This is a genomic window from Fulvivirga aurantia (assembly GCF_009711475.1).
GTDB classification, from domain to species: Bacteria; Bacteroidota; Bacteroidia; order Cytophagales; family Cyclobacteriaceae; genus Fulvivirga; species Fulvivirga aurantia.
Genome location: NZ_SMMD01000873.1, coordinates 1 through 12550 on the forward strand (window position 1 = coordinate 1; position 12550 = coordinate 12550).

At 40.1% G+C, this 12550-nt stretch carries 12 protein-coding genes; 7 read left to right on the forward strand and 5 right to left on the reverse strand.

What is annotated here, in order from left to right; genetic code table 11:
- Window positions 1-77: 77 nt before the first annotated feature.
- On the forward strand, window positions 78-551 hold the full coding sequence (gene greA / locus E1176_RS14000; RefSeq protein WP_155211256.1) for a transcription elongation factor GreA: 474 nt from the start codon (window positions 78-80) through the stop codon (window positions 549-551).
- On the forward strand, window positions 551-943 hold the full coding sequence (locus E1176_RS14005) for an HIT family protein (RefSeq protein WP_155211257.1): 393 nt from the start codon (window positions 551-553) through the stop codon (window positions 941-943). The genes greA and E1176_RS14005 overlap by 1 nt, the downstream gene beginning before the upstream one ends.
- Here E1176_RS14005 and E1176_RS14010 read toward each other — a convergent pair.
- The 4 genes from E1176_RS14010 to E1176_RS14025 are packed head-to-tail and all read right to left on the reverse strand — an operon-like array spanning window position 940 to window position 4623.
- Window positions 940-1998, reverse strand: coding sequence for an NAD(P)H-dependent glycerol-3-phosphate dehydrogenase (locus E1176_RS14010; RefSeq protein WP_155211258.1), 1059 nt, complete (start codon window positions 1996-1998; stop codon window positions 940-942). The genes E1176_RS14005 and E1176_RS14010 overlap by 4 nt on opposite strands.
- Window positions 1976-3661, reverse strand: a complete 1686-nt coding sequence (locus tag E1176_RS14015; protein WP_155211259.1) for a 1-acyl-sn-glycerol-3-phosphate acyltransferase — start codon at window positions 3659-3661, stop codon at window positions 1976-1978. The genes E1176_RS14010 and E1176_RS14015 overlap by 23 nt, the downstream gene beginning before the upstream one ends.
- Before the next feature lie 45 nt (window positions 3662-3706).
- Entirely contained in the window at window positions 3707-4381 is a 675-nt protein-coding gene (locus E1176_RS14020; RefSeq protein ID WP_155211260.1) for a hypothetical protein, read from the reverse strand.
- On the reverse strand, window positions 4381-4623 hold the full coding sequence (locus tag E1176_RS14025; protein WP_155211261.1) for a hypothetical protein: 243 nt from the start codon (window positions 4621-4623) through the stop codon (window positions 4381-4383). The genes E1176_RS14020 and E1176_RS14025 overlap by 1 nt, the downstream gene beginning before the upstream one ends.
- A 159-nt stretch (window positions 4624-4782) precedes the next feature.
- Between E1176_RS14025 and E1176_RS14030 the strand changes: the two genes are divergently transcribed.
- The 3 genes from E1176_RS14030 to fabD are packed head-to-tail and all read left to right on the forward strand — an operon-like array spanning window position 4783 to window position 8967.
- Entirely contained in the window at window positions 4783-7662 is a 2880-nt protein-coding gene (locus tag E1176_RS14030) for a T9SS type B sorting domain-containing protein (protein ID WP_155211262.1), read from the forward strand.
- The gene (locus tag E1176_RS14035) at window positions 7641-8057 is read left to right on the forward strand and encodes a thiol-disulfide oxidoreductase DCC family protein (protein ID WP_155211263.1); all 417 of its coding nucleotides are present in this window, start codon (window positions 7641-7643) and stop codon (window positions 8055-8057) included. Before E1176_RS14030 ends, E1176_RS14035 begins: the two co-directional genes overlap by 22 nt.
- 37 nt (window positions 8058-8094) lie before the next feature.
- On the forward strand, window positions 8095-8967 hold the full coding sequence (gene fabD / locus E1176_RS14040; protein WP_155211264.1) for an ACP S-malonyltransferase: 873 nt from the start codon (window positions 8095-8097) through the stop codon (window positions 8965-8967).
- Window positions 8968-9050: 83 nt separating this feature from the next.
- Here the strand turns inward: fabD and folK are convergent, their stop codons facing one another.
- Complete coding sequence (folK, locus tag E1176_RS14045) at window positions 9051-9533, reverse strand: 2-amino-4-hydroxy-6-hydroxymethyldihydropteridine diphosphokinase (protein WP_155211267.1); 483 nt, start codon at window positions 9531-9533, stop codon at window positions 9051-9053.
- Window positions 9534-9615: 82 nt separating this feature from the next.
- Between folK and sppA the strand changes: the two genes are divergently transcribed.
- The gene (gene sppA, locus E1176_RS14050) at window positions 9616-11364 is read left to right on the forward strand and encodes a signal peptide peptidase SppA (RefSeq protein ID WP_155211265.1); all 1749 of its coding nucleotides are present in this window, start codon (window positions 9616-9618) and stop codon (window positions 11362-11364) included.
- Window positions 11365-11468: 104 nt separating this feature from the next.
- Entirely contained in the window at window positions 11469-12473 is a 1005-nt protein-coding gene (gene bioB, locus E1176_RS14055) for a biotin synthase BioB (RefSeq protein WP_155211266.1), read from the forward strand.
- Window positions 12474-12550: the final 77 nt, after the last annotated feature.

Sequence of the window (12550 nt, forward strand, 5' to 3'; positions counted from 1 at the left end):
CAAGAATTCAATTAAAGCGGTTTCACGACTCTGTGGCCGTTATTTGTTTTTTATAAGAGAATTAAAATATATATACTATGAGCAAGGTCGCTTACTATACGAAAGAAGGATTAGATAAACTCAAAAATGAGCTCAATGAGCTTAAGACTAAGGGTAGAGCCGATATTGCCAAGCAAATTGCTGAAGCAAGAGATAAAGGCGATTTAAGTGAGAATGCAGAGTATGATGCTGCTAAAGATGCGCAAGGGCATTTAGAGGCAAAAATAGCACAGTTAGAAGAGGTAGTAGGAAATGCAAGAGTTATCGATGAAGGATCTATCGATACCTCTAAAGTTTCAATTTTATCTAAAGTGAAAATCAAAAACAGCAAAAATGGAGCGGCATTCACTTACATGCTCGTTTCTGAAGAAGAAGCTGATCTGAAGGCACACAAGATATCTGTACAATCACCGATTGGTAGAGGTTTGTTGGGAAAAAAAGAGGGTGATAAAGCTAAAATAGAAACACCTGGTGGTGAAATAGAATTTGAAATCATTGAAATAGGACTCTAATGGCAAGCTTATTTACGAAGATTATCAATAGAGAAATTCCAGGCCATATTGTGGCTGAGAATGATGATTTTATCGCTTTTTTAGATATCAACCCGCTCGTGGAGGGACATTGCCTTGTAGTGCCAAAGAAAGAAGTAGACTACATCTATGATTTGGAAGATGATCAACTTGCTGGCCTGCATGTATTTGGAAAGCGTGTGGCAAAAGCCATAGAGAAATCAATTCCTTGCCTTAGAGTAGGAGTGGCAGTAATCGGACTTGAAGTGCCTCATACACATGTGCATCTTGTACCTCTGAATACGATGGATGATATTAATTTCTCCAGACCCAAGCTGAATCCGTCACAGGCAGAGTTGGCTACTGTTTGTCAGAATATTAAATCACATCTTTAGTCCAGGAAGTCGATATCCACATTATAGGGATATTTCATAAGAAATTGTAGGGCTCGATCAACTGTGAGTCCTTCAAATAAAACAGAATAGAGGGCCTCAGTAATTGGGGCCCTTACTTTATAGTGCTCGGCAAACTTTTTTGCAATTCTCACTGTGTTCACACCTTCAGCCACTTCTTCCATGCTTTCGATGATTTGGTCTAAATTTTCACCCGTTGCAAGTCTGTACCCCACGGTAAAGTTTCTACTGTGAGTACTGTTACATGTGGCTACCAAATCACCGACACCGGCTAGTCCTATAAACGCATGTAAATCACCACCCATGGCTTTGCCCAGGTAGATCATTTCAATCATTCCACGACTAATGAGAAGGCCTTTGGCGTTTTCTCCCAGTCCCAAACCACTTAAAGCTCCTGAGGCGATGGCAATGATATTTTTGAGTACACCGGCTAATTCTATACCGATCAAATCGCTGTTTCCATAAACCTGAAAACGATCATTTCTTAATAGTTTTTCACCTTCACGTATCACTTCATTAAATCGGCTGGCTACAACTGTAGCCGCTGGTTGCTCATCGGCCATTTCGCGAGCAAGGTTAGGTCCGGCTAGGCAGCCAATTCTCACCACTACGCTTTCATCACGTATTACCTCGCTCATCGTACGGATACTATCCCTAGTAATAGCCTCTGCAGTTTCCAAAGTTTCTCCTTTAGGTAGTGAAAGATCAAGACCTTTTGTACCATGGATGAGAATGTGATAGGGGTGTAAATACGGAGAAAGCAGCTGCATCATCGACCTAAAAGCCGAAGACGGAACAATAGGAAAAATGATATCACAAGTATTTGCGATATAGCTTAGGTCTCCGGTAGGTATTACATTTTTATGTAGCTTATGACCGCGATGCGTACGCGTTTCAGCTATTTTTTTGATGGTTTCACTATCTCGAGAGTAGAGTAGTACCTCACTCTTCTCTGCCAGGATATTGGCAATGGCCGACCCAAAACTGCCAGCTCCGATTACTGCTACAGGTTTTTTAGACAATTTTTTCGAGGTCATAGCCATCCATTCTGTTGTGGTAGTAATATAAGGTGTTTAAGTCCTTGGTTTGTATATTGTTTGATTTGTCCATGATCAATGGTCTGCGTGCATGATACATTCCTACGTTATCAATACCGAGTTTAATCACTTCATCAAGTTTTCCTTTGAGGTGCGCAGCTACATTTACCTGATCTTTCTTCTTGAGTTTCATTACCTTTTTTCTGCATTTTTTAAATGCTTTTTTAAAAGTCTCATAGTCGATACTCAAGTCTTCTTCCGGCAGTCTTAAAAACTCATATAAATCAAGCTTGGGATACCTTTTACGCCAAATTCTAAAAGCTACAAAAGCCACAAGGTGACTGGCAAATACACGATTGATCCTGTGGTACTCCTTCACAATCACTTCGCTCAAGTGGCGTGTGTATTCTTCCTCCCGTTGTTTATCTATCGTTATTTCACCATTTGATGTGAAGTAGTCTCGTGTATTGATAAACCTCCCTTGTCTATCGATACTACGGCCCTGCTCATCTACATAATTGCCCATAAGGTCTAAACCTCTCCCGATAGAAACTGAGATGTCAGAACCTTTTGTGAAAAATTTGATCAGGAATTTGATCATTTTGTATGAAGAAGAATATTCATCTGACTCAGAGTAATACCTCTCCTGGCCTTTTTGCTGGAGATACTCATTGATGAGAGCCGGAGCTTCTAAAACAAAATTATAGTTAATAACGACCGGTACTATGAATATTTTCTCAGCCTTACCGTTTGGCTTCTCCTTAAATATGGCACGCTGTGCTTCCATAGCTGTGCCAAGGAGCCCAAGTTTTAGGCTATCTTCTATTCTTCCTGATCTCGATCGGGTACCTCCGGGGAAGAAAAGGCTGTGCGCCCCTTTTTGTATCGCCAGGTTAGAATAGGTTTTTAAAGTCTCGAGATAGATAGGGTTTTTCTTTCTTCTATCTACTTTGTAGGCACCGAGGCTATTCATAAAATAAGCCAGGATGTTTATGTTAAAAAGATTAAGACCCGCACCGTATATAAATGCCGGCAACCCAATAACATGTATTATCCACCCGATAAGAATAGAATCGAGATTGCTAAAATGCGTAGGCACCATCACTACTGTGCCTTTTTTTGCAAGGTTTCTCAGGAGTTTTGTCTTGCCTGTGATTTGTATTTTGTCTCTTAGCGTATACTCGTTTCTGAAAAAGGCACCAAAACGTTTTACACGAGTAGCATTAAGTAATCTGGCAAACCCAAATTTGACAATCTCACGCGCTAGCTTGTAGCGGCTTTTCTTGAAGTTACCGGCTATTTCATGAGCGTATCTCGAGCTGATTTTTCTTATTAGAGCTTCTTCTTTAGCTCTGGAGTTGGTTTCTCCGGCAAGATCTACTAACTCATCTTTTATAGATGACCAAAACTTATACTCATCGTCAGGGTCTACACGCCATGGATTTTGCTTGATTCGCAGCTGCTCGAGATACATGGTGTTCTCGATCTCATCTCTCAGGTTATTTTTGCCATTATTTTCTGCGCTTAGTCTGGCTACCGCGGTATCTACAACCTCTCCTATAAACTGCTTGCGATTTTTACTTAATTGAACCACCGGCCAGTCTTCTGTTCCCGGAAGAATTGGTTCATAAGATTTATTTTTAGAATCGCCTTTAGGCTTCATTCAACCCAATTTTGGTGAACTCAAAGATAGAATAAACTGCTCAATCTAACTATGCTCAATTCGGATATATTCCCCCGATACAGTTCCTGATATAACCGGGACAATTTTATCTTCTTCAGTCATTAGCTCGAAATGTTTTCCGAGAAGGAGAGGATCAAAAACAAAGTATTCGTTCTTTTTCCTGAAAACCTCATCGTAATAGCTTAACCTGCATTGGTCGGAAAATGTTAATTGGGCTTTAGACTCATGCTCTTCAGCCAGGTCATTCGTCACCTTCAAATAGAAGAACGAACCCTTTTCACCAAAAGTAAATATTTGCCTGGCGTATTTTGAGAAAGCTAAAAGATTAGGTGTTGGTTTTTTAATAAAGAAATCAAACTCTTTCACCTTAGTTGCTATAGACAGGGTTGGTGTGCCATCATAGCCGTAATAAATTAATAGGATGCCCAATACCATACCGCTTAAAAGCAACCAGGGGTTACCCAAATCTTTTAGCAAAGCCAATAGAGCAAAGGGAGCCAGAATACCTCCCAAGATCAGCGGAAGAAGAAGTAGCTTATGCTTAAAATTTAATTCCTGAATATCTGATAAATCAAATTGCTCAAGTCGGCCTTTATATTTAATAAAGAGCGACTTTTTGGAAAGAAAACATCGATTTTTCTCGTCTCCCAGCCTGGCAATGTAGCTGGTGGCAATGATAGGTTCCTGGTTTATATGCATTAGAGTAAATGCTCAGTAGCGCCCTCAAGAGCATCATGCATCTCTTTAAATCTTTTTTGAGCGGCTTTCATAAAGCTTTCATTGAGTACTTCGTCTAAATCTTTTTCTTCCAGTACATCCATTTCATCTATTTTGAAGGTTTGCTCAATGTCGCCTTGTTCAAGTTTTATAAGGTATTTACTATTCCAATTAAAAATTGTCACCTTACATATAGGATGGTTTATCTCTTTTACTACTCTCATATTATCTCTATTGAATCTTTGCCCGCCATTTTTTCGTAAATCATACTACTCTATGGCTGCACGATTTTTGCTGTCTTTGGAAGAACAATCATTAAATATTGTAACTTATTCATTAAATTTAATGTTCTTGAAATCGCGAGACAAAACTAATTTTTTGATTTGAATAAAGTAAAGAATTTTCGCGGGGTTAGTTTTTTGATCAGTTTTTTTCTGCTCCTCACAGTCGGAGTTTTTCAAAAAGCTGAAGCCACTCATTTGCGTGCAGGAGAGATCATTGTAGAGCGAGTAAGTTGTCAGGCACTGATATTTCGTATCACAATCAGGGTTTATACAGATACAGGATCAGAGGTGCGCTTTGGTGAAGGCTTTCTGGACTTTGGAGATGGTAGTGATCCGGTCGTTTTACCTCAAATAGAAAATACATCTCGCCCCGACCTGGGCGATGAAGTAGCTACCGCAGAGTTTACAATAGAACATACTTATGCCTCTCCTGGCACATATAAAATCGGTTATGTTGAGCCTAATAGAAACGAAGGTGTTCTTAATATAGACAACTCAGTAGAGACTACATTTTACGTAGAAACAGAAATAAATATTGATCCTTTTTTAGGATGCAACAATTCTCCGAAGCTTCTCATTCCACCTATTGATAGAGGATGCCCGGGTGTAGCTTTCTTTCATAACCCAGGTGCATTTGATCCAGACGGAGACAGCCTTTCATACGAATTGGTTATTCCTAAAAAAGAAATCGGAACAGTGGTAGATGGTTATGAGCCGGTAAATGATGATATTTTTTATGAAAACCCTGCTCAGGGCAATGAAAATGGAAATGGACCACCGGTTTTTGAAATCGATCCTATCACAGGTGAGGTTACCTGGGATGCTCCCGGACAAATAGGAGAATACAACATAGCTTTTATCGTAAAAGAATGGAGGAAAATTAACGGGCAATATTTTGAGCTTGGCTTTGTCACCCGTGATATGCAAATAATTATTGAGGATTGTGACAACGAAAGACCAGAACTAGATATACCGGAAGATATTTGTGTTGAAGCAGGAACGACTATAGACGAAATTATTCGAGGTTCAGACCCAGATGGGGATGATGTGAAAATCGAGGCTTTTTCTCAGGTTTTTGACCTCGGTGCCGAAAAAGACCCTGTTAATGAAGGTGTATTTCAAAGTACAAACCCTGATAGTGCCACTTATCGATTTAGGTGGGTGACTACTTGTGACAATATTAGAGAGCAGCCCTATCAGGTAGTATTTAAAATAACAGATCGACCTGCTGAAGGTCCCAAACTCGTGTCTTTTGCCACATGGAATATTACGATAGTGGGCCCGAGTCCAGATGTAACTACCCTCGATCAGGAAGGTCAGGGGCTTAGATTGAATTGGGACAATTACACCTGCGAAGATGAGGCTGAGTCGATGCAAATATGGCGTAGGGTAGATTCTAATCCTTATACCCCGGATGAGTGTGAGACTGGTATGAGAGAAAATGCCGGTTACTCTTTACTCACAACAGTAGCTCCAACAGTCACAACATATAAAGACACGAATGTTGCGGCCGCAGCCAAATATTGTTATCGCCTGGTGGCTGTATTCCCTGATCCGGAAGGTGGCGAAAGTATAGTTTCTGAAGAGATTTGTCATGAATTCATTCCAGCCGAAGAACCAATTATTACTCATGTTTCGGTAGAGGTTACAGACGAAGATAATGGTGAGGTAGAAATTGCCTGGAGAGAACCTTTCGAGTTGGGTACGCTCGTGCCACCGTATACTTTTAGAGTATATCGATCAGAAGGGTTTACTAATGAGAGCAATGGCGTGATGGTGAGTGAGCAGGTGATTACATCCAGTGAAATTACAGCAGGCCTTGATAGTGCAGACCTTAGATTTAGGGATACCGGCCTCAATACTTTAAATAAGGTCTATAATTACAAAGTTGCGATTGTTGACCCATCGGGTGCAGGTGGCGATGAAGAGATATTTGGCGCCTCAGCTTCTACTGTAAGACTGGAACCAACACCTTTAGCTAAAAAAATTCAGATAGATTGGTCTGCCGTGGTGCCGTGGTCGAATAGTATTGCCACCCCTCCCGGCAGTGAACATTTGATATATAGAGGTTTAGAAGGTACCGCTGAAGAAGACTTGCAGTTTCTCGCAAAAGTCGATGTTATAGCCAATGGCTTTACATATATCGACTCGATTGATATAGATGATGAAAAAGTATATTGTTATAAGGTTTTAACCAAAGGGACATACGGTAACCCTGACATAGAATCACCTCAGTTTAACTTTTCTCAAATGGTATGTGCGCAACCGAGTGATTCAATACCTCCTTGTCAGCCAGTAGTAAGTATTGAGGGGCCTGGTTGTGAGAGCCTTGCCCGCGATTTGTGTGAGTCTCCAAATCAAATCTTTAGAAATACCATCACCTGGAGTACAGAATTTATTGGTGAATGTCAGGATGATGTTAGAAAATACGAACTCTACTTTGCTGAGCAGGTGGGTGGTACGTTTGAGTTATTAGCCACCGTGCAGGATACTTTCTATTTACATCAAAAAACAGATTCTTACAAGGGCTGTTACCGGGTGAAGGCGATTGATAGGTCTGGTAACGAGAGTGAGTTTAGCGAAACCTTTTGCGTGGATAATTGCCCTAATTATGAATTGCCAAATGTTTTCACACCAGGAGACAACAACAGTTGTAACGATACTTTTAAAGCATTTGGAGCGCCTAATTCAGGTTGTGAATTTTCATCAGAAAGCTTCAGAGATAATTCAGAAAGATGTGCCCGCTTTGTTGAGTCAGTAACTTTTACAGTTTACAACAGGTGGGGGCAGCCTATCTATACTTATAGAGGTGAAAAAGGTACCGAGAATGATATTTTTATCAACTGGAATGGTAGAGATGATAGTGGCGCAGAAGTGGCAGCAGGAGTTTATTACTATCTGGCCGAAGTAGTGTTTGATGTTGTAAATCCTGCAGAATCGAAAAAGAATATCAAAGGATGGGTGCAAGTGCTCAGGTAGCAAAGGATACAATATTTTTTGATGGAGTATGTAATTTGTGCAATGGTGCTATCAATTTCGTGATCGATAGAGATGAGCGTAAAAAGTACCAATTTGCTCCTCTACAGTCAGAAGCAGCCGATAAGCATCTTCCTGATGAATTCAAATCATTAAATACCATTGTTTTACTCACCAAAGAGGGCCGATTGTACAAGAAAAGCAGGGCTGCATTAGAAATATCTAAGTATATAGGTGGTCTATGGTTTCTGCTTTATGGGTTTGTTATAGTGCCTCGTTTCATCAGAGATGGTGTCTATGACTTTATCGCCACCAATAGATACAAATGGTTCGGTAAAAGAGATACATGTCGCATGCCTTCACCAGAACTCAAGGAAAGATTTTTAGAAAGCTCCTGAATCGTTTAATTTAGCAACCCAACTTAAACGATAAATTATGGTAGCATATGTATTTCCTGGCCAGGGAGCTCAATTCTCTGGAATGGGTAAAGATTTATACGAAAATAACGATAAGGCAAAAACACTATTCGAATCTGCCAATGATATTCTCGGTTTCAGAATAACCGACATTATGTTTGAAGGTACTGCAGAGCAGCTTAAAGAAACTAAAGTAACTCAGCCGGCTGTTTTTCTTCATTCAGTAATTTTAGCCGAAACATCAGGAGCATTTACACCTGATATGGTTGCAGGTCATTCGTTAGGAGAGTTTTCTGCTTTGGTGGCTAACAAGACATTATCATTTGAAGATGGCTTAAGACTGGTTTCTCAGCGAGCATTGGCCATGCAAAAAGCCTGCGAGATTAATCCTTCTACAATGGCGGCCATACTTGGTCTTGATGATGAGAAAGTGGCAGCTATCTGTGAAGAAATTGATGAAGTAGTGGTGGCTGCTAATTACAATTGTCCTGGCCAGCTGGTAATATCAGGATCTAACAAAGGCATTGAAATAGCCTGTAAGAAAATGAAGGAAGCAGGTGCCAAAAGAGCATTGCCACTACCAGTGGGAGGCGCATTTCACTCACCTTTAATGGAACCAGCAAGAGAAGAGCTTGAGAGTGCTATAAAAAACACGACTTTTAACAACCCTATTTGTCCGGTATATCAAAATGTAAATGCACAGCCAGCAACAGATACCGAGGTAATCAAAAGCAACTTGATCGCTCAACTTACGGCACCTGTAAGATGGACACAGTCTGTAAATCAAATGGTGATTGACGGAGCAACCAAGTTTGTTGAGTGTGGACCTGGAAAAGTATTGCAAGGGCTAGTAAAGAAAATAGCCAGAGAAGTAGAAGTGGAGGGTATGTAAGTCATTACATTTTTAGAAATCAGAAGCCGCTAAGGAGTATTTAGTATAGCTCTTTTAGCGGCTTTTTTATGTGACATCAAATTTTAAACTACAGCTACTTCCAAATCATCTTCACACGCATGGAGAAGCTCAGTGTTAGTTTTGTTCAGGACAGGATGTTTGAAATTGGGTGCTAATTCAACCAAGGGGACTAATGTAAAGCGCCTATTAGGGATGCCAGGGTGAGGTATTTGAAGATCGGGTTCATTGCAGATTTGGTTTTTGTAATATAAAATGTCGATATCGATAAGTCGCTCTCCCCATTTCTCTTGTCGCAATCTCCCCATTTTCTGCTCAATAGTATTTATTACTTCGAGCATTTTGACAGGATCCAAATCACTGCAAATTTCTACTACCTGATTTAAGAATGAAGGCTGATCTGTTTTACCCCAGGCAGCAGTCTCATAAATTGAAGATTCTTGCCTGATTTCTCCTATTTGTTCAGAAATGGCAGTTTTTGCCAAAGACAACTGCATTTTTTTATCACCTAAATTGGTGCCTAAAAGTAGATATATTCCATCTATCATATTAATGCCCAAAATTAAAAACATGCCCTTTAATTATGTGTTCAAACACAGTAAATTTGTTCAGATTAATATCCCTTGATAAATGAATTTCCTTAAGAATATACTTTCTACCCTTGTAGCGCTGATTATCTTTTCGGTTGTCAGTATTCTAATTTTTGTAGCTGTAATTGGCAGTCTTGCCGATGAGCCGCCCGTTGAGGTAAAGTCTAATTCGGTACTACACCTTAAATTAGATAAGCCAATATCAGAGGTAGAATTTGACAACCAGTTAGAGTCATTGGAGTTTCTACCCTCTGCGCCCAGCACGATTGGGTTGGTGCAACTTAAAGAAGCTATAGTACAAGCCAAAACAGACGAAAAGATAAAAGGGATATACCTTGATGCTCCGTATGTGATGGCCGGGATGGCGGTTTTACAAGAGTTGAGAGAAGCCCTTGTTGACTTTAAATCTTCAGGAAAATTTATTGTTGCCTACGGGGAGTTTTATACTGAGCCTTCCTATTACTTAGTGTCAGTTGCTGATCAGGTATTTTTACATCCTGAAGGTGACCTCGAGTTTAATGGTCTTGGCGCTAATGTTACATTTTTTAAAGGGATGTTTGAGAAGCTGGACATTGAACCTCAAATCTTTAGGGTTGGTGAGTTTAAAAGTGCTGTAGAGCCATTTATAAGAAAAGACCTCAGTCAGGAGAATAAATTACAGATAAACGAAATGTTGAGCTCAATCAACAGTAATCTACTCGACAGTATATCAACTGGTAGAAACATTTCATCTGATCGTTTAAAAGCCATTTCTGACGGTATGGAAGTTCGTAATCCACAAGATGCCATGGCGCTTAATTTGGTCGATAGTCTTTATTATTTCGATCAGGTTATGAGTGTTTTAAAACAAAATGCCGGTATAGAAGAAGATAAAGAGATAGAATTTATCAAGTACAATAAGTACAATAAGAGTTATTCTAATTACAAAAAAGCTGATAGTGAAATCGCTGTAATTGTTGCATCTGGAGACATTGTGTCTGGAAAAGGTGATGTAAACACAATTGGCTCAGAAAATTTTTCTAAAGAAATCAGAAAGGCCCGAAAAAATGACAAAATCAAGGCCATTGTACTTCGAATAAATTCACCAGGAGGTAGCTTTTTGGCCTCTGATGTTATGTGGAGAGAGATTAAGCTCGCTGCTGCAGAAAAGCCAGTGATAGCCTCAATGTCAGATTTAGCTGCAAGTGGTGGCTATTATATGGCAATGGCTTGTGATACCATCATAGCGCAACCGACCACCATTACAGGGTCTATTGGCATATTTGGGATGTTATTTAATGCAAAAGGCTTTTTAAATAATAAACTAGGTATCACACATGATGAGGTAGCTACAGGTGAGTATTCCAATTACATTACAATGACGAGGCCACTTACCGATCAAGAAAGACGTATAATTCAAAATGATGTAGAAAAAGGCTATGAGACTTTCATAACCAAAGCAGCAGAAGGAAGAGGAATGAGTGTAGAAGCCATTAAATCCGTTGCTTCAGGTAGAGTCTGGACGGGAATCCAGGCCAAAGAAAGAGGTTTAGTTGATATGCTAGGTGACTTAGAAGATGCCATTGCCGTAGCCTCAGAAAAGGCAGGCGTGAGTGAATATCGCGTGAGATATTATCCTAAGCAGCGCTCACTGATAGATCAAATCATGCAAGACCTGGAAGGCGAGAGCTCAGCCAAAGTGCTGGAGTCGGAACTTGGCGAGTACTATAACTACGTTGAGCAGGTTAGAAGTGTGCAGCGCATGAATGGCCTTCAGGCTAAATGGCCTTTCGAATTAGAAATAAATTAGAATTCTCCTTGGGGTCTTTCGGCTAGAAGTGTTTATTTTGACGAGAATTAGACTTCAATTTAGAAAAGAAAGAACCGCTAGTTTATAAAATCAAGAAATTACCTATGAGCGAGATAAGAAACGACTGGACGCGCGAAGAGATTACAGAAATATTTAATACGCCAATTTTAGATTTAGTATATAGAGCAGCTACAGTACATAGAGAGTATAATGATGCTTCTGAAGTGCAGGTATGTACGCTACTTTCTGTAAAAACAGGTGGTTGTCCTGAAGACTGTGCCTATTGTCCACAAGCGGCCAGATACCACACAGACGTAAAAGTGCATAAACTTTTACCAACTGAGGAAGTTTTGGAAAACGCGAGAGCGGCAAAAGAAGCAGGTAGTACAAGATTTTGTATGGGAGCTGCATGGCGTGAAGTAAGAGACAATAGAGATTTTGACCGTGTTTTAGACATGGTAAAAGGTGTAAACGCCATGGATATGGAAGTTTGCTGTACTTTGGGTATGCTTACTGAAGAGCAAGCGCTTAAACTTAAGGAGGCTGGTCTTTATGCTTACAACCATAACCTTGATACGAGTGAAGAGCATTATGATGATATCATAAGCACCAGAACATATGACGATCGATTAGATACGATTGATAATGTGAGAAAAGCCAATATATCTGTGTGCTCAGGAGGAATTATAGGTATGGGTGAGAAAGAAGATGACAGAATTGACATGCTTCACACACTCTCTACAATGGAGGAGCACCCTGAATCTGTACCTGTAAATGCGCTAGTGCCTGTAGAAGGTACGCCTTTGGCTGAGCAACCAAGAGTTTCTGTATGGGAAATGATCAGAATGATCGCAACCGCGAGAATAATTATGCCAAAAGCGATGGTGAGACTATCAGCAGGTAGAGTAAGAATGAATATGGAGGAGCAAGCACTTTGCTTTATGGCAGGAGCCAATTCGATTTTTGCTGGTGATAAATTATTGACGACACCTAATCCTGATGTGGTCGAAGATAAGGAGATGTTCCAGACATTGAATCTAAAGCCGAGAAAAGCATTTAAGGGAGAAGCTTCTGTGAAGTTTCAGCAAATCCCTTCAGCTCAGGCTTAAGAGTAAACGAAATTTTAGAAATAAAAAAAGGCATCCATGTGGATGCCTTTTTTTGTAACTCTACTACAACATTATGA